The 18037-nt window shown below is 61.2% G+C and carries 17 protein-coding genes and 2 pseudogenes; 7 read left to right on the top strand and 12 right to left on the bottom strand.

Annotated features, from left to right (window positions below; genetic code table 11):
* The first annotated feature begins 86 nt into the window (after positions 1–86).
* On the top strand, positions 87–794 hold the full coding sequence (locus K6G35_RS18300) for a TetR/AcrR family transcriptional regulator (protein ID WP_215242947.1): 708 nt from the start codon (positions 87–89) through the stop codon (positions 792–794).
* A 46-nt stretch (positions 795–840) separates the two neighbouring features.
* On the opposite strand, the gene K6G35_RS18305 is transcribed toward K6G35_RS18300, so the two are convergent.
* Positions 841–1752 (bottom strand): LysR substrate-binding domain-containing protein, encoded by a 912-nt coding sequence (locus K6G35_RS18305; protein WP_495676836.1) that lies wholly within the window; start codon positions 1750–1752, stop codon positions 841–843.
* Positions 1753–2005: 253 nt separating this feature from the next.
* On the opposite strand from K6G35_RS18305, the gene K6G35_RS18310 reads away from it, so the two are divergent.
* The 4 genes from K6G35_RS18310 to K6G35_RS18325 all read left to right on the top strand — a co-directional run bounded on the left by K6G35_RS18310 (position 2006) and on the right by K6G35_RS18325 (position 8007).
* Entirely contained in the window at positions 2006–3661 is a 1656-nt protein-coding gene (locus K6G35_RS18310; RefSeq protein ID WP_235697793.1) for an FAD-dependent monooxygenase, read from the top strand.
* A 71-nt stretch (positions 3662–3732) separates the two neighbouring features.
* The gene (locus tag K6G35_RS18315; protein ID WP_215242950.1) at positions 3733–4836 is read left to right on the top strand and encodes a porin; all 1104 of its coding nucleotides are present in this window, start codon (positions 3733–3735) and stop codon (positions 4834–4836) included.
* A 142-nt stretch (positions 4837–4978) separates the two neighbouring features.
* The gene (locus K6G35_RS18320) at positions 4979–6319 is read left to right on the top strand and encodes an MFS transporter (protein WP_215243237.1); all 1341 of its coding nucleotides are present in this window, start codon (positions 4979–4981) and stop codon (positions 6317–6319) included.
* Positions 6320–6414: 95 nt separating this feature from the next.
* Positions 6415–8007, top strand: coding sequence for a carboxylesterase/lipase family protein (locus tag K6G35_RS18325; protein WP_215242951.1), 1593 nt, complete (start codon positions 6415–6417; stop codon positions 8005–8007).
* A 220-nt stretch (positions 8008–8227) separates the two neighbouring features.
* On the opposite strand, the gene K6G35_RS18330 is transcribed toward K6G35_RS18325, so the two are convergent.
* The 4 genes from K6G35_RS18330 to K6G35_RS18345 form a co-directional block, all read right to left on the bottom strand.
* The gene (locus K6G35_RS18330) at positions 8228–8854 is read right to left on the bottom strand and encodes a tyrosine-type recombinase/integrase (protein WP_215242952.1); all 627 of its coding nucleotides are present in this window, start codon (positions 8852–8854) and stop codon (positions 8228–8230) included.
* A 316-nt stretch (positions 8855–9170) separates the two neighbouring features.
* Positions 9171–10385, bottom strand: coding sequence for an SGNH/GDSL hydrolase family protein (locus K6G35_RS18335; RefSeq protein ID WP_215242953.1), 1215 nt, complete (start codon positions 10383–10385; stop codon positions 9171–9173).
* Between the two features lie 41 nt (positions 10386–10426).
* A complete protein-coding gene (locus K6G35_RS18340) occupies positions 10427–10684 on the bottom strand; it encodes a hypothetical protein (protein ID WP_215242954.1) in 258 nt (85 codons plus the stop codon).
* 80 nt (positions 10685–10764) lie between these two features.
* On the bottom strand, positions 10765–10983 hold the full coding sequence (locus K6G35_RS18345) for a TetR/AcrR family transcriptional regulator (RefSeq protein ID WP_215242955.1): 219 nt from the start codon (positions 10981–10983) through the stop codon (positions 10765–10767).
* 2 nt (positions 10984–10985) lie between these two features.
* Here K6G35_RS18345 and K6G35_RS18350 point away from each other — a divergent pair, with 2 nt between their 5' ends.
* A complete protein-coding gene (locus K6G35_RS18350; protein WP_268911911.1) occupies positions 10986–11840 on the top strand; it encodes a porin in 855 nt (284 codons plus the stop codon).
* Between the two features lie 131 nt (positions 11841–11971).
* Positions 11972–12081, top strand: a pseudogene (locus K6G35_RS18355) (IS6 family transposase); the annotation flags it as partial.
* A 17-nt stretch (positions 12082–12098) separates the two neighbouring features.
* Here the strand turns inward: K6G35_RS18355 and K6G35_RS18360 are convergent.
* The 7 genes and pseudogenes from K6G35_RS18360 to K6G35_RS18390 form a co-directional block, all read right to left on the bottom strand.
* The gene (locus K6G35_RS18360; RefSeq protein ID WP_215242956.1) at positions 12099–12665 is read right to left on the bottom strand and encodes an Hsp20/alpha crystallin family protein; all 567 of its coding nucleotides are present in this window, start codon (positions 12663–12665) and stop codon (positions 12099–12101) included.
* A gap of 167 nt (positions 12666–12832) precedes the next feature.
* A pseudogene (locus K6G35_RS18365) lies at positions 12833–13493 on the bottom strand (carbonic anhydrase).
* 346 nt (positions 13494–13839) lie between these two features.
* Positions 13840–14112 carry a hypothetical protein gene (locus tag K6G35_RS18370; protein WP_215242957.1) on the bottom strand — a complete coding sequence of 91 codons (273 nt, stop codon included), beginning with the start codon at positions 14110–14112 and terminating at the stop codon, positions 13840–13842.
* 158 nt (positions 14113–14270) lie between these two features.
* A complete protein-coding gene (gene dnaK / locus K6G35_RS18375) occupies positions 14271–16208 on the bottom strand; it encodes a molecular chaperone DnaK (protein ID WP_215242958.1) in 1938 nt (645 codons plus the stop codon).
* A 143-nt stretch (positions 16209–16351) separates the two neighbouring features.
* Entirely contained in the window at positions 16352–16741 is a 390-nt protein-coding gene (locus tag K6G35_RS18380) for a hypothetical protein (RefSeq protein WP_111733821.1), read from the bottom strand.
* 120 nt (positions 16742–16861) lie between these two features.
* Entirely contained in the window at positions 16862–17428 is a 567-nt protein-coding gene (locus tag K6G35_RS18385) for an Hsp20/alpha crystallin family protein (RefSeq protein ID WP_111733823.1), read from the bottom strand.
* A 195-nt stretch (positions 17429–17623) separates the two neighbouring features.
* Positions 17624–18031, bottom strand: coding sequence for an Hsp20/alpha crystallin family protein (locus tag K6G35_RS18390; RefSeq protein WP_215242959.1), 408 nt, complete (start codon positions 18029–18031; stop codon positions 17624–17626).
* Between the last annotated feature and the right edge of the window lie 6 nt (positions 18032–18037).

Genomic DNA, 18037 nt, shown 5'->3' on the forward strand with positions numbered 1-18037 from the left:
GACGAATTCATCAACATGAAATTGCCTAGGACAAACCCGAGGTGGGAAGCGCTGATAGAATCCGGAATAGTTACGGAATGACAAACATGTCAGACACAACAGTCGAGATTGAAGGCGCCGAAGACCACCGCACCCGTGTGGCGGCAATACGCAGGGAGAAGACGCGCAACCGGCTGATCGAGTCGGCGCTAGGGGTATTCGCGGAGAAGGGGCCGGACGGCGCCATGATCGACGACTTCATCGCCGCCGCTGGCGTGGCGCGGGGCACGTTCTACAACTATTTCCGCACGACGGGTGAACTGCTGTCGGCAGTGGCCGGCGAGGTGAGCGACGAGGTGCTGGCCGTGATCGACCCGGTCGTGCGCCAGTCCGATGATCCCGCCATGCGTATGGCCGTGGGCTGCCGGCTCTACATGCACATGGCGATCCGTTACCCGCTTTGGGGCGCTTTCATCACGCGCGTCGGCACGCGGCGCGGTTCGCGCGGACGGCGGCTCGATGCGTACATGACGCGCGACCTGGAGATCGGTATCGCCCAGGGCCGCTTTGTCGTACCGCACGTTGAAGTGGCGCGCGACCTGGCGCTGGGCGCGCTGGTCTATGGCATCGGCACCATGTTGCGCCCGGATGCACCGGCCGACTATCCAGAGCAGGTCATCCTGGCGGTGCTGCGGGCACTTGGGCTGTCCGAGATCGAGGCCAACTTGCTCGCGCATGCTTCGCTGCCGAATACGCAGGCGCCGCAAGGAATGATCTTCGAGAGGATTACGGCGACGCCTCCCACGGTGGAGTAATGCGGCTTCGGGGCGGGAAGTTGGCCGAGAGCGAGCCCGGCTACCTTCAGCCGCCTTCCCGTCGCGCGTAGTGCCCGGCTGCCCGCTCAAACAGCGTCGCCAAGTGTGATGCCGCCGGCGTCAGCGGCAGGCCGGCGCGGGCGATGCGGACGATGTCGGCACTGCCGATCCGCTCGGCAATAGGGATGACTTCGAGTACGCCCGCGAAAAGCGGCGAGTCGATCCACTGTCGCGGCAGTAGCGCCAACGCATCGGTCATTGAGAGCAGGGCCGCCACGCCAATCATCGAGTCGGTCTGCACCATCGAAACTGGCGGCACAAGACCGTAGCCCGCGAAGACCTCGGAGAATTCGCGCTCCAGCGGCTCCAGGGCACCGGTAAGGATCCACTCGGCGTCGATCAGTTCCGCCAGCCGCCTAGCCTTGCGGCGGGGATGCCCCGCGCGGCAGGCGACCAGGCGGTGATTTCCGAACAGCAGATCCACGCGGTAGCGGTCAGCGTCGATGCGTTCGGGACGGGGGCCGATATAGAAGTCGAGCGTGCCATCGGCCAGCCGCGCCTCCAGGGCTGGGAAAAATCCTTCCACCATGTGAAGCCGAACCCCGGGGTGCGACTTGCGGAAGACAGGAAAGACTTCGGGCACGAGGCCGAGCCAGGTACCACCCGAGAGACCCATCGCCACGGTTCCGGTCTGCCTGCCACGCAGTTGGGCCACTTCTTCTTCGGCCCGACGGATCTCCTCCATCGCCGCATGCGCGCGCCGCAGGAAGGCTTCGCCGATCGGGGTGGGCACCACGCCGCGCGCATGCCGTTCCAGCAGGGGGGTGCCGAGTTCGGCTTCGAGTTCGCGCAGGCTGCGGGTCAGCGCAGGCTGGGTCAGGCCAAGACGGCGGGAGGCGCCCCGGATGCTGCGCGTCTCCGCAATGGCGACAAAGTCACGCAAATGATGAAGTTTCATGGTGTTTTTCGCTAGTTGAGCGCGCGCATTCCGTTCGCGTCGATCGATAACTAATAGGCATCAATGAGGCAATTTTGCCATCTATTCGATGTCGGTGGTCATTCCTAAGATGTCGTCACACACAAGACAAAACGGAGACTGCTCATGACCCGCCCCCTGCTCTACAGCCCTCGCGCCTTTGTGGCGCGCCCCTCTGGTCCCACGACCACCAGCCACACGACAGTCAACTGAGCAGGTCAGCCGGATGTCTGTCGTGAATACCGTAGAAACTGAAGTCGTGATCCTGGGCGGCGGCCCGGCGGGGCTGATGCTCGCAAGTGAACTAGGCTGCCGGGGCATACGCTGCCTCGTCCTGGAAGAGGATGCGGACCCGCCCGATTTCCCCAAGGCCAACGCCACTTCAGCCCGCACCATGGAGCACTATCGTCGCCGTGGGTTCTCCGCCGACGTACGGGCGCTAGGTCTGCCGCCCGACTATCCGCAGGATCTGGTCTACTGCACGCGGCTCTCGCAGCCGGAGCTGACCCGCTTCCGCGTGCCGAGCCGCGCGCAGGCGGCAGCCCGCGAAGCGTTTGGCGACTATGGCGAAACGGCGTGGCCTACACCCGAACTGCCGCATCGCGCACAGCAGATGTACATCGAGCCGATCCTGCGGCGCGAGGCAGCCAGATATGCAAGTGTCGACCTCCGCTTCGGCCATCGCGGCGTGCGCGTGGCCGATCACGGCCACGAGGTCGAGGTCGACGCCATGCCGCAAGACGGCGGCGAGCCCTGGCGTGTGGTGGCGCGCTACGCGGTCGGATGCGACGGTCCGCGCAGTCTCGTGCGCAAGACGCTCGGCATCCAGTACGAAGGGCAAGGCAGCCAGAAGCGAGATTTCTTCGGTGGCCAGATGCTGTCGATCTACTTCAAGTCTGCCGACCTGTACGACGTGCTCGGCAAAGAGAAGGCGTGGCAGTACTGGGCCGTCAACGGCAGTCAGCGCGGGTTGCTGATCGCCATCGATGGTGACGAGTCGTTCCTGCTGGCCGTGCAACTGAAGGACGGAGAACAGCCGGCCGATATCGATCCCGTAGCGGCCGCCCTGGCGGTCGTCGGCGCGCCGCACGATTTTCGGCTGATCGCGATGATGCCGTGGGTGGCCGGCTACACCCTGGTTGCCACGCACATGAGCGCGGGGCGCTGCTTTCTAGCCGGCGATGCCGCGCACCTTTTTACGCCGACCGGCGGCATGGGCTACAACACGTCGATCGACGACGCGGTTAACCTTGGCTGGAAGCTAGCGGCCGTCCTTCGGGGCAGCGCGCCGCCCGCCCTGCTCGACAGCTACGACCGCGAACGCCGCCCGATGGCCGTGCGCAATACCGCCTTTGCCCGGCGCATGGCCGACAGCATCGGCAACGTACCGATTGCGGCCTGCATTGAGGCGCAAGACGAAGCGGGCGACGCTGCCCGAGCCGAACTCGGCAGCGCGTTGAGCGCGCACGTGGCCAGCGAATTCAACATCCCCGGGCTGCAGCTTGGCGTGCGCTATCTCGACAGCCCGATCGTCGCGCGCGAGGCTGGCACCCCTCCGCCGGACGATCCCAACCACTACGTCGCCAGCGGCTGGCCAGGCTCGCGTGCGCCCCATGCGATGGTGAATGGCGGGGTGCTGTTCGACTGCTTTGGGCGCGACTTCACACTGCTTTCGTTCGACGGTGCCGACTGTACCGCCTGGCAGGACGTGGCGCGCGCACGTGGCATCCGTCTCGACGTCCTGCCAATACACGACGAGAACGCCCGCGCACTGTACGGCGCCCCAGCCGTGCTCATCCGCCCTGACCACCACATCGCATGGCGCGGCGAACCATCCGCCGATGCCGCCGGCGTGCTGGCGATGGCGACTGGAGGTGCCGACGCCGCCTGATTCCCCGTAACGCCCCCAAACCAGCACCACCGGCACCGCCGGAAAAAACGAAAACAACGAGGAGGAGATCCATGAAGTTCCGAAAACTGGCGCTGGCCTGTGCCGCCGCCACGCCCGCGCTCGCCTGCGCGCAAGTTTCGCCATCGTCCGTCACGCTGTACGGCGTGGTCGACACCGGCATCGAATACGTCAATCACATCGGCACGGCCAGCAACAGCGTCGTGCGCATGAATACTCTCTCGGGGACGGTCCCGTCGCGCTGGGGCCTGCGCGGCACCGAAGACCTTGGTGGCGGCGTGAAAGCGAACTTCGCGCTCGAGTCGGGCTTCGCGCCGGATTCCGGCGCCATGAACCAGGGCGGCCGGCTGTTCGGGCGGCAGGCGTGGGTGGGACTGTCCGGCAACTGGGGGCAGGTGTCGCTCGGGCGTCAGTACACGATGCTGTTCTGGGCCATGCTCGACTCTGACATCCTCGGGCCCAACACATTCGGCTCCGGCTCGATCGACAGCTACATCCCCAATGCGCGCGCTGACAACGCCGTCGTCTACAAGGGAAAATTCGGCGACTTGACACTCGGTGCCACCTACAGTTTCGGCCGTGATGTCGCCAACGCCGGACCGAGTCCGGCCGGCACCAACTGCCCGGGCGAGAACCCAGCCGACCACGCCGCTTGCCGCGAGTGGTCGGCACTGGTCCAGTACGAGACGAAGCAGTTCGGTATGGCAGCGGCTTACGACTCCATCCGCGGCGCGCCCGGCGCGTTTGCCGGACTGAACACCAGCGGCAAGTCGGACGACCGACTGTCCGTGAGCGCCTATGCCCTGTTCGACCGCACTAAGCTCGGCGCGGGCTGGCTGCGGCGTGATAACGAGGGCAGCACCACGCGACTGAGTGATCTCTGGTACGCCGGCGCAGCCTGGGACATCGTGCCCGCGTTCAACCTGGCGGGACAGGTGTACTTCCAGCGCTTCCACGGCAGTGACAACAAGGCGATCCTCTACGCGCTGCGTGGCACGTATAGCTTCTCGAAGCGCACCTCGGTTTATGCCACGGCTGGCTACATCAACAATGACGGCCTGCTTGCGCTCTCAGTCAGCAACGGCTCAGCCGGCGCGAATCCGGCTCCGGGCGGCACGCAGCTCGGAGCGATGGCGGGCGTACGGCACGTGTTCTGAGGCGCGGGATCACGGGCCACCGCAGCATGCCCGGCGTCAGCCGTCGGAGATTCGGCAGATGACAACGCGGGCCCGACAGTATCTCTGCAAAACATCAATGAATAGTTTCGCCTTCAGGCGAACGAAGTTCTGGAGACAAGCCATGCACACGCAAACAGCCGCCCCCCCCGGCACATTAGAGGCGGGGCAGACGTCATTTCTGCAAATTCTTACGTTATTCCTTTGCTTTCTGGTGGTAGCTGCCGATGGATTCGACGTCGCATCGGTGGGATATGTCGCGCCGTTGCTAAGGAAAGCCTGGACGCTCAGTCCCGCGCAACTGGGACCGATCTTCGGAGCCGGGCTGTTCGGATTGACGGTTGGCAGCTTCTTGTCCGGACCGCTGGCTGATCGCATCGGTCGCAAGCGAATCATCACGATCTCCCTCGTGCTATTCGGTATAGGCAGCTTTGCATGCGCTTACGCGCCTTCGCCATTCTGGCTGGTGGTACTGCGATTCGCAACCGGCACTGGACTCGGCGGCGCAATGCCGAATGCAATCACGTTGTCGTCCGAATTCAGCCCGGCGCGCAACCGCGCGCTGATGGTGACGCTCATGTTCTGCGGCTTCACACTGGGCCTGGCGTTTGGTGGGGGCGTTGCCTCGCTCTTGATACCGTATTTCGGATGGCAAGGCGTTTTCGTCTTTGGCGGGGTCTTTCCGCTCGTGCTCACGCCAATTGTGTGGATCTGGATGCCGGAGTCGCTACGTTTCATGGCAGGCAAGGCACGATACGCACAGGAATTCCGGCGCGTCATGAAGCGATTGACTGGCGATGAGAACACCCCGCTGGCGCGCGTCATGCCTGAGGAGAGCAAAGCAGGCGGTACGCCTGAAGGCGCGATCGGGACGCTGTTTAGCCCTCGCTATCGCGTGGGAACGATGCTGCTCTGGCTCGCGTTCTTTTGCACGCTCTGGGTGTACTACCAAGTCAGCAGTTGGCTTCCCATGGTGATTACCAGCGCGGGTATCGATGCCTCGCATGCTGCACGCGTGGGAGCGATGCTGCCCCTTGGCGGAACAGTCGGCTCACTGCTTAACGCTCGCCTGATGGATCGGCTCAATCCGTTCTTCGTACTTGCAGGTTCCTATGCGATCGCAGCGATATCGACGGCGCTGATTGGCGCCTCCATCAACGAGCCGTTGTGGGTGTACGTATCGGTCTTCATGGCTGGCTTCGGGCTCTCCGGGGCCCAAACGGCGGCGAATGTATTGGTCGCCGGCTTCTACACCACTGCAGCACGTGCCACGGGTGTCAGTTGGGCTCTGGGCGTAGGCCGGATCGGTTCGATTATTGGCTCGATGACAGGCGGCATTTTGCTCGCATCATTTCAGACAGTCGAAGCTGCGTTCGGCGCTTTTGCCGCGCCGATGCTGATTGCCGGGGTGGCGATGCTGGCTAATGGCTGGATTTACCGTGGAAAGAGCAGTGCGGACGCATAACCAGGGGACCTCCGGGAACGGGCAGCGAGCCGATAAGACTGCCCGGCCAGAGTGAAATCTAGACAAAAAAAGAAACATCGCTTGAGGAGAATAACGTGGCAAAAAGCAGCTTGCGCAATACGTGGACGATCTTAGCCGGAGCGATTGGGATGTTGAGCGCCTGCGGAGGGAGTGACCAACTTTCATCCGCGCCAGATCTGACGACAAGTCAGGCGGTGGTCGAGTCGGGCGTGCTGGCGGGCAATGCACCCGACAGTTCGGGCATCATCAGCTTCAAAGGGATTCCCTACGCTGCGGCACCTGTCGGCGATCTGCGCTGGAAGGCGCCTCAGTCCGCTGCGCATTGGAGCGGTACACGTGCCGCCACAAAATACGGCAACACGTGCTGGCAAGGCACGGCGTTTGGGCCGGTCGATAACAGTAATGCCAGCGAAGACTGCCTGTTTCTCAACGTCTGGACCGGCGCAAAAACTTCGAGCGAACGGCGGCCCGTGATGGTCTGGATTCACGGCGGCGGATTCCAGTTCGGCACCTCTGGCGATCCGCGCTGGGAAGGCGAAAATCTTGCGAAGAAGGGCGTGGTCGTCGTCTCGCTGAATTACCGTCTCGGCGTGCTCGGCTTTCTCGCGCGCACGGATCTCGATGCGGAAGCCGATGGAAAGTCATCAGGCATGTACGGGCTCCTGGATCAGATAGCGGCGCTGCAATGGGTCAGGAACAATATCGCGTCGTTTGGAGGGGATCCGAACAATGTCACGGTATTCGGCGAGTCGGCAGGCGCGCACGCCATCGGCATGTTGCTGTCGTCGCCATTGGCAAAAGGGTTGTTCAGCAAAGCGATCGCAGAGAGCGGCGCATTTTGGGAGACGCCCAAGGGGGTGATGATCCCCCACGTCGTCGCGGCGCAGACCGGTACGCATCTTGGCGCGGCGCTCGGCGCGACGACGCTTGCCGCACTGCGCAGCCTTTCCGCATCGCAGTTGATGGCCGATCCCACCGAACCCGCCTATAGCCCCAGCGTCGACGGCTATGTGCTGCCTGCAGATCCAGCATCGCGCTTCGCCGCAGGGCTGCAGAACGACGTGCCGCTGCTCGAGGGCCAGAACGCCAATGAAGGCACAATCTTCGCTGCGGCAGCCGGCATCCCATCCGATACCGCAGCCCACTTCATCGCGGCGGCAACCGCAGCGTTCGGGGCGAGCAACATCAATACGTTCCTGCAGTTCTATCCGGCCAGCACGGACGCTGAAGCACAGCAATCCGAGACCCTGCTCGCAGGCGATCTCATCATCGCCTCGCAAACTTGGGAAATGGCCAATCTTCAAAAGAAGACCGGCAGCTCTCCGGTGTATTCGTACTACTTCAGCCAGACTTCGCCCTATAACCCGCTGCCAATTCACGTCTCCGAGGTGCCCTACGTCTTTCAGAATCTCGTGGCAAACGGACATGGGACACCGAATGCTGACGACCTTGCCGTAGCGGATGCCATGTCTTCATACTGGACGAACTTCGCGAAAACCGGGAATCCGAACGGAAGCGGGTTGCCGACCTGGCCCGCCTATACTGGGGCAGGTGGTCAGGTCATGGGGCTTGCGACACCGGTCGGGGCTAAGGCCGAATCGACTACCGCCAGGTTTCAGTTCTTGAACAGCTTCAGGGCACCGGGCAGCCTTGGATTTTCTTTCTAGAGGAGACTGGCTGTACAGAACTAACTCTGACGCAGCGGAGTCGTCAAATCCCAAGCTCTGGCAGGCCAGGGCTTGGGCTATCAATGCGGAGCGGGCGCGACAGCGGTCGTACAGGCCCACCGACCACTAATGACCGGGCTCAGCGTGAAGCGGTCAGCCGAGATAATGCACCGACTGACGGCTCATGGCCGGCAAGCGCCCGCTCGCCGGCCCGAGGCTTTTACACTTCAGTCTGCTCCGCCATCTCAAGCGCGTCGTCAACTTCGATGCCGAGGTAGCGAACCGTGCTCTCCAGCTTCGTATGGCCCAGCAGCAATTGCACGGCGCGGAGGTTCTTTGTTCTGCGATAAATGAGCGATGCCTTGGTCCGCCGCATAGTGTGCGTGCCGTACGCTGTGTCGTCTAGGCCAATGGAGGCGATCCAACGATGTACAAGCCGTGCGTACTGACGGGTGGACAGGTGGGCCGAGGCGTGAATCCGACTTGGAAACAGTGCATCCGACGAGCGCAATCCGCGATGGGCGATCCATGCCTCAAGACTGGAGTGCGTCTGCTCCGTAATCTCGAAATGGACTGGTCTATGCGTCTTCTGTTGAATCACCGTCGCTCGGGCACTAACGCGGCTACCCTGACAAACGTCGCGTACGTATAGCTTTGTGAGATCACATGCTCGAAGCTTGCTATCGATCGCAAGATTGAAAAGCGCGAGCTCACGAAAATTTGACGACATCTGCAGCCTTGTCCGGACTGCCCAGATCTCGCAGAGCTTCAGCGGCGGCTTTTGTCCGGTGAGCTTACCCTTATTCCACGGTGCCCGCGGGGCGGCGGGTGAATTGGACGTCTCCATGATCATCTCCTTTCCAACGAAGGAAGGAACAGTTTGCTCGCCCTGCAGATATTCGCTGATGACACTGTCAGCTTGGTCTGCCACACGTGCCGCGAACCCTGTGCCGCCGACGGTCGCTGACCGACCCCTCTGGGGCACTCGGAGCCTGAGGCAGTGTGACTGGACAGAACCAGTAAGCAGCCATCCATCGCCTGGCTCCGGAAGGATTGGAAGACTGCGGTCGGCAGCGCCGCCTAGACGTGGCCGAAGTCGCTGGCCACGCCTCCATCGCCAGTTTCGTGCGAATCTAGCTGGTCATGCAGAGCACACGCTGGTTTCAGTACCTTCCAGCGCCTGATGCGACGAGCCCCGCATCGTTAAACACGATCCGTGCGAATCGCTCGCCGATGCGCCGATGTGACGGCCCGTCCGGATGCAGTTGGTCAGGAAGAGGCAGATCGGCGAAATCCTCCGCGCCGTAGAGAACGCGTCCGTCGATGTAGTAAAGGTTGGGGTCACTGGCGGACCGCTGCTGCACGACGCGGTGCAGTTCGTCACGGATGACGGACAGCGTTAGCTTTCCCTCTTTCCGTGCGGACGGATCGCCGGTGGCGACGAACGAAAGCTTGCCCGCAGCCAATGCATTGGGATCGAATGCGCCCGGGCCGGGCGTGTCCTCGTGAATCGGGCAGTAAATCGGCGAGATGACAAGCAATGGCGTGTGCGGGTGGCCGTCGCGTATCGTATCGAGAAAACCGTGCACGGCGGGTACGAACGCGCGAACGCGCATCAGGTCCAGATTGACGAGATTGATGCCGATTTTCACGCTGATGAGGTCAGCGCGGGTATCGCGCATCGTGCGTGCCATGAAGGGGTCGAGCAAGGCGCTGCCGCCCAACCCAAGATTGATTAATTCCACCCCCCCGCGAAGCGCGGCAAGCGCGGGCCAGATCGCGGTGGGGCTTTCCGCATTGGAGCCATGGCTGATGGAACTTCCGTGATGAAGCCACACCTTGCGTCCGGTGTCGCCAATGGGTGATGCTGTCGGTTCGATGGGTGCCGTGGCGCGCAGTGCCACGAGCTCGGTGGTTTCGTTATGAGGCAGCCAAATTTCGATTGACTTGTCATAGTCGGGCAGACCCGCGAACTTGATCGTACTGACGGCCCCCGTCTGCTTTGACGCCGTGCCAGTGGACATGTCAATCGTCACGGTGTCGCCGCCGGTCGTACTGCACTGCCAGGCCAGGCGGCCGTTGACAAGCAAGTCGTACACGCCTGCCGGTCGGGGCGGTGCACCTAGGTAAACGCGCCGCGTGGGCATGACATCCAGTTCGATTTCCGTGGCCCGAGACCTGAACACTAGCCTGACGCCGGAAGGTTGGGATTCGGCCATCGCCAGTTGGGGATCGTTGCATTGCGCGCGCGCCCAGGCGGGCAGGCGATGCGGCATCACGCCGCGTCCGGTTTGCTCGATCTCGATGGCGCCGCGCAGAATTTGCTCGGTGATGGGGATGGTTACCCACGTGGCGACTGTGTTGGATGCATTGTTCATGTTAGAAAGCTTGATGTTCGTGCGCCTATTTGCGCGGCGGCTCAGTGCGATGCGTGCCCGAGCGCATCCATGGCAGACCGCACGATATGGTGCTGCCATTTGCGCTTCATGTCGGCCCGCACGGCTTGCATGGCCGCGATGCCGAGCCCACAAAACGCAGTAGTGACGCGCACGATCCGCTCGATATCGATGCGTTTGAGGTCGATGCCCAGGGCTCGGTAAAGAATCAGTCCGATCTCCACAAGTTGTGGATCGCCGTCGGGTTCGTTCTCGGCAATGCGGTTGGCCAGCGCGGACACGCCGGGCCATTCGTAAGTGAACTGCACGGCAGTCCTCGACGATCACCCTGTCGCGCTCGATGCCGACCGGCATGTCCTCCTCACACGTCAGTAGCGCCAACATGTGCGCGCGCTGTGTCGACCGCGGCCGAGTAGATCGCCATTTTGCTTGAAAAATGATGAAGCAACCCGGCTTTCGAATAGTTGACAGCATTGGCAATTTGCTGGAGCGACGCGTGATCGAACCCATGGCGGGCAAACAGGGTTGCAGCGCGGTCAATGATGTCGGCGTTGATTTCTGACTTGGTCGGCTCGAACATGGATTCAGTGGCAGGCCTACGTCGGGCTGCGCAGTAATAGTTTCGGCCAACTGACCTTTGGGCGACAGTACACGTCCCTTTTCTTGGGATTGGCCAACTTCATGCCTGCGAGCTACGCTGTTCAGTATGAACCGATCGCAGTCATAGCCGGTCCGAACTTCCGGGAGAACAATACAGTTCAGTACGCGGCCGCAACTGGGCCAGTGACAGCGATTGCTCATTGGTCCTTTGGTGTCGGCATAACTTTGCCTCCTACCAGTCCGTTTGCGCAGCAAGTCATGGTCGGCGGCAATGGCGAGACGCCGGGGCGGTTCCGCGATGACACTGGGTATGGTGCAGCACTGATCTATATGCCCGGAGCGTTCGGCTTCGCGATGGCCTACGATCAGTACAACCCATCGATCGCTCAGGGCAGTGGTACCAACAAGCGCGCAGCGGTCGCTGCGAGCTATACGTTCGATGACATAGCCAAGGTAATGGGCGGGTATCGTTGGGGGCAAAACAAGGATCAGAATGGCTCTACAGCCCTGCGCGATGATTATTACTGGTTGGGCGCGAATTACCAATTGACTCCAGTGGTCGAGCTGACGCTTGAGTATGACTATGAAAAGATCCACAGCCTGAACGGCAACGCTGCGGTCGCGAATGCATGGCAGCTGATCTTCATGACGAGATATAGCCTGAGCAAGAGGACAGATCTGTACTTGTCCACGGCGTATGCGCGGAACGCCGGATTGATGCTTGAATCAGCAGCGTCAGGCTTTGCCGCAAGCCTTTTTCTGAATAACAGTTATGCGCCAGCGGCCGGGCAGATGTCGATGTTCGGCGTTGCAGCAGGGATCCGTCATATTTTCTGAAGCGCCCCGTCTATGTGCTTGGAGTGGTCATCCCCAACTGCCAACGAGGAATTAGGACGGTCATTGGCTTTGTCATAGTAAGCCTCCGGTAAAATGGGCCGGCATGGGACTCAGCACTGCGGGTAACGGTCATGAATCCGGAAGTGGCGAAGGTATTGACGCGCTTGCGCTACCCGCTGGACGTGATGCTGCGTGCGTACGCTGGTACGTCGCCTATCTGTTGAGTCTGCGACATCTCGATGCCATCGACACTTGCCACTAACCGATAATATCGATCGTTTGGCCTGCAGATCGTGACGATTCCCCTTTCGGTACGGTCAATGTGAGCAAACCGTTATCGAGCTTCGCTAGGGTGTGATCAGGGTCGGCGCTTTCCGGCATCGGAATCGTGCGCACGAAGCTTCCATAGGCGCGCTCAAGCCGATAGCAGCCGTCCTCCTCGCTGCGCACGTCCTGTTTTTTCTCGCCACGCAACACGAGCGCCCCATCCTCCACAGTAACGTTCAGATCTTCCCGATCCATTCCGGGCAGTTCGGCCGTTACTCGCAGCACCCGCCCTTCATCGACCACGTCGATGCGCGGCTGGAAGTGCGATGAACTGAAGTCACCAAACCATCGCTCCAGGACCCCGCGCCCGGCGAACGGATCGTGAAAGAACTCTTCAACTGCACGCCACGGTTCGCGCGAGAAGAACCTGGGAATATCAGGCCACATGGCGTGCCACTGCTCGCTTGTCGGTGGGCCTTCCTGGCTGTCCGCATCGGACTCACGCCCCGCGCCACGAAGGAATCTGAAAGGACTCCACTTCTTCGGGTCAGTGTTCATCGTATCCTCCTCTACGGTCTGGCAGGAGAGTCGGATAGGGGCCATTTCACTGAAGTCGCGACTCCCCGCCTACTTACAATCAACGTGCTACATCCGGGGCACCTCAGTCGGGTGGTGGCCCCTGGCTTTGTCCCTCGCAAGTTCGGGCGCCGACACGCACGTCAGCCTCACAACTGTCCTCGGTTGCGCGAAGCCACCGCGACTGTGGTTGGTGATTCGGCGAGCGGCACGAAGCATCGTGTCGCACCGTCGAGCGCATCGATGCTGCCCGTCTCGATGTCGTAGACCCAGCCATGCAGATTCATGCGACTCTGTTCGAGCGCTAGTGCCACCGACGGATGTGTGCGGAGGTTCGCCAATTGAGCGATCACGTTTTCACGCACAAGGCCGTCGAGCTTGGCGCGAGGCGTATCGAACTGATGATCCGCGTTGAGCACATTAGCCGCGTCCGAATGGCGCAGCCAGTTCGCAACCGCCAGCAGACGATCGAGACACGTGCATCGCGAAATCGCCCCCATCGCGCCGTAGTCTGAATGGCCGCAGATTACAATGTCCTGCGCGCCCAACACCGCGACTGCATATTCGACGGTGGCCGACACGCCGCCAGGTTCTGGACCGTACGATGGCACGATGTTGCCCGCGTTGCGGATCACGAACAGTTCGCCCGGCTCACGCTGTGTGAGGAGTTCTGGCACGACGCGGCCATCCGAGCAGGTGACGAACAGCGCCTTTCGGGTTTTGCGTCGTCGCTAACTGCTTGAACAACTCGACGCGTTGGGGAACCACCTCGCGCTGAAAGCGCAGGAAGCCGTCGATGATGTCACGCATGGCGTCCTCCATTTTCGAATCCCAGATGTTGGCACGACCGCTCGATAGGCCGTCGTGCCGGTGCGACCGCTATTATTTCCGATATCGAGCGTTGGCTGACCATTGAGTAGTCCGTGGCTTGCGGAGCTATTCCGAAGCGGTACGGTATGCACCGTCGTTCGGAACAACTCCGGTCAATCTGAATCGAGATCGCACAGCAAACGGCACGCCAATATTGGCGCCGAGGCTAGCCGCGCCAGTTCGTCTATTGGCTGTGTCATCAACTCAGACTGGCAAAAAAGATCTCGTCGCCTGCATTGGACAGTCAGTATCATTGATACAGATAATCACACGAGCATCCTGGAATCTACCTTGGATTCTGGGGATGGCCAGATGAATCGAAATCGGGGAACTCGTCGTCAAGTATTTCGAATACTTCTGCCGCCTTTCCTCCCAGGTTTGACTCCTTGGTACGAAAATGGTATTCGTCGGCGCGCAGCCACTGGTACGCTCGCTGCACGTCCTCAATGGTCGGCTCGATTTCCAGAATCCGAACGATCGCTTCCTCGTCAATTGGACCAACGATTTCCCGGATCTCACTGGCACTCGCATTTCTCAAATCGACCTTGTGAGTGGGCATGGCCATATCTCCAATCCTCTTTGTCCCCGTGCCTTGCCGAATCCACCCTCATGCTGCCAGAGGCATCGCGTGGATTGCGACGCCTGCCTTGACCCTGCTGGTCTCGGCAAAGCTGATTAGCCAAGTTTGAAATTGCACTGCGTCACCGCATGACACGATTACCTCTTTGGGTTTCCTTCCTTGAACTCAACATCCGTCACGTCTTCGTCACTCTTCTCGCTGCCTGCCGCCTGGGCTTCCGCTGAGCGCCCCGGGTCGGAGCCTGCCTGCGTCTGCACGTCCGCGTAGATCTTTTCCCCGAGTTTTTGCGATGCCGCAGCGAGCGCTTGCCTCTTGTCCTCGATCACGGCCTTGTCGGAGGTCTTTAGCGCCGTCTCTAGTTCACTAATCGCAGATTCAATCTTCACCCCCTCACCCGCTTCCAGCTTCTCACCATACTCGGCCAGCGCCTTACGCGTGCTATGCACCAAAGCATCACCATGGTTGCGCGCATCGATCAACTCCCGCAGCCGCCGGTCCTCGGCGGCTTGTGCCTCTGCATCCCGCACCATCTTCTCGATTTCCCCTTCGGAAAGGCCGGAATTCGCTTTGATGGTGATCCTGTTCTCCTTGCCCGTAGCCTTGTCCTTGGCCGACACGTGCAGGATGCCATTGGCGTCGATGTCAAACGTCACCTCGATCTGCGGCGCGCCGCGCGGCGCCGGCGCAATGCCTTCGAGGTTGAATTCGCCCAGCAGCTTATTGCCGGAGGCCAACTCGCGCTCGCCTTGGAAGACCTTGATGGTCACCGCTGCTTGGTTGTCTTCGGCCGTGGAGAAGACCTGGGAGAACTTGGTCGGGATAGTTGTATTCTTGTTGATCATCTTGGTCATCACACCGCCCAGCGTCTCGATGCCGAGTGACAGCGGAGTGACATCGAGCAGCAGCACGTCCCTGCGGTCACCGGTGAGCACCGCACCCTGGATCGCTGCGCCCACTGCCACCGCCTCATCGGGATTGACGTCCTTGCGCGGCTCGCACCCAAAGAGCGCTTTGACCTTGTCTTGCACCTTCGGCATGCGTGTCATCCCGCCCACCAGGATCACGTCGTCGATCTTGTCCAGCGGCACCCCGGAGTCCTTGATGGCGATGTGACACGGCTCCATCGTGCGCTCGATCAGGTCTTCAACGAGAGCTTCGAGTTTGGCACGCGTGAGCTTCATGCTGAGATGCTTCGGCCCGCTGGCGTCGGCCGTGAGGTACGGCAGGCTGATCTCTGTCTGCTGGCTCGATGAGAGCTCGATCTTGGCCTTCTCCGCCGCCTCCTTCAGGCGTTGCAGCGCCAGGACGTCCTTCGACAAGTCAACAGCCTGATCCTTCTTGAATTCGCGGATGATGTAGTCGATGATGCGCTGGTCGAAGTCTTCGCCGCCGAGGAACGTGTCGCCGTTCGTCGAGAGCACTTCGAACTGCTTCTCGCCTTGCACATTGGCGATCTCGATGATGGAAATGTCGAAGGTGCCACCGCCAAGGTCGAACACGGCGATCTTGCGGTCTGTGCTGTCCTTCTTGTCGAGCCCGAACGCGAGAGCGGCCGCGGTCGGCTCATTGATGATGCGCTTGACTTCGAGACCGGCTATGCGGCCAGCGTCCTTCGTCGCTTGGCGCTGGCTATCGTTGAAATAAGCGGGAACCGTGATGACGGCCTCGGTGACGGGCTCGCCGAGATAGTCTTCGGCGGTCTTCTTCATCTTGCGCAGCACTTCCGCTGAGACTTGGGGCGGGGCGAGCTGCTTGTCTTTCACTTCGACCCACGCGTCGCCATTGCCAGCCTTGAAGATCGTGAAGGGAACCAGGCCAATGTCCTTCTGTACTTCCTTGTCCTCGTAGCGGCGGCCAATCAGTCGTTTGACGGCAAACAGCGTGTTCTTTGGATTCGTCACGGCCTGCCGCTTGGCGGGCGCGCCGACGAGGATTTCACCATCGTTCATATAGGCGACGATCGACGGCGTCGTGCGTGCGCCTTCGGAATTCTCGATGACTTTGGCCTGGGTGCCTTCCATCAAGGCCACGCACGAGTTCGTGGTGCCGAGATCGATTCCGATGATCTTACTCATGATGCTCAAGCGACTAGCGCTTCCCAACTCGGAAATTCCCTGTGAGTTTGACTGCGTTCACCACAGCCCGCACGCCTCGCACACCCTGTCAGTACTCCACCCCCAGTGACGCCAGAGCGGATTTGGCCGTATCCATTGGCTTCTCACTGAATGGGCAGCACGATGCCAAGCTTTTCTGCCAAACATCGTTCATACACACCAAAATGTGTATCCACTTCAGCCTGGCTAACGATTTCCACCTCCATATTGAGGTGGTCGGCCGGAATGCCTAGCATCGTGGCCAGCGCCAACTCAAGATGGGGGGCCGCTTCCCTGTCTTTCGCGAAGGTCGTGCCAACGGTGATGGTGTATGCGTTTTCCCCTGGTCCAGTAGCGGACACTTCAACTAGGCGAGCGGCTGCACTCAAGTTGTTTTCGATGGCGATCCTCGCCAGTTCTGCCACTGTCCGTGTTTTCTCGGTAGGAAATCCGCGGGCACACCTGAGCCTCACCCGATGTCGACCCAGCGTAAGCCAATCAGAATCAAATTCCATCGTTACCTCTTTAGCTTCATTCACCGATCTACTGGGACGCCTTGCCGTTGACAAACCGACCGTACGTCGCAGTCTATTACGCAAGACATTCCCTTCAGGTTCCTATACTTTTCGAGTCGCTTACTTGACCTCAATTTTCCTGACGGAAGGTGGCTGCGCGCCTGACTTGGATAGGCGCAGGGTCAGTAGGCCTCGTTCGAATCGGGCATCGACGTGGTCCAGATCGAGGCCATCCGGCAGCGGAATACTGCGCATGAACGCGCCATACGCCCGCTCCAAGCGGTAGCAGCCATTTTCCTCGCTCCGAATGTCCTGCTTTTTCTCGCCGCGCAACACCAGCGCGCCATCTTCGATGCTCGTCTGCACCTCCTCGCGCTCCATGCCCGGCAGCTCGGCCGTGATCCTCAGCGCCGTACCATCGTCGACCACGTCGATCCGCGGCTGGAAGCGAGCGGAGCTGAAGTCGCCGAACCAACGATCCAAACCGCCGAAGCTCGCGAGCGGCTCGTGCAGGAATTCACCCATCGCTCGCCAGGAATCGCCGGAAAGGAACCGCGACACATCCGGCCAGTCTGGCTGCCAGTGCCGGGGGGCCGGAACGTTGGAGGGTTCTGCCCCCTGTGGCTTGTCGGTGGACGTCCTGCGCAAGAATTTGAAGGGGTTCCATTTCCCCAGTTCCGTTTTCATGTTGTCCTCCTATCGACGCCTCTGCGTTTCGGTGCCGCCAAGAGAAGCCGGGGCGGACGCCTTCTCGGATCCGGCGCGGAGGGTTGTGGCACCGGACCTGCCAATGCTGTCCGCCGGCTCCACGCCGCTCGACGGTGGCATCCGAGCGGATGCCACCGTCGCCAGCTCCGCACCGTAGCCCCCCGCTGAGGGACATCACGCCACGGTGACTTCAATGCGGCGCGGACGGGCCTCGTCGCGACGTGGAATCGTCAGCTTCAATACCCCGTCCTGCAGGTTCGCCTCGATCTTCGCCGCATCGAGGTCCGGACTCAGCGAGAACGCCCGCGCGAAGTGCGGCTGGCGAATCTCCGCGTGTTGTACACGCAGCCCAGGCGGCATCGGCACGACCGCCTCTGCCTCAATCTTGAGGTTGCCGTCGTGGACATTCACCTCGAGCTTGTCCTTGGGCACGCCTGGCAAATCGGCCCAGAGGGTGACGCCGCTGCGGTCCTCGATGATGTCGACCGCGGGGTGCAGTGTCATGGTCGGCGTCGACCGGTCTTCCTCACGTTCTGCCAGCGCGTTCGGGTCGCGCTTGGCGACTTCGGTACTATCGTTCATGGCAGT

The sequence above is a fragment of the Cupriavidus sp. HY129 genome (genome assembly GCF_059492215.1).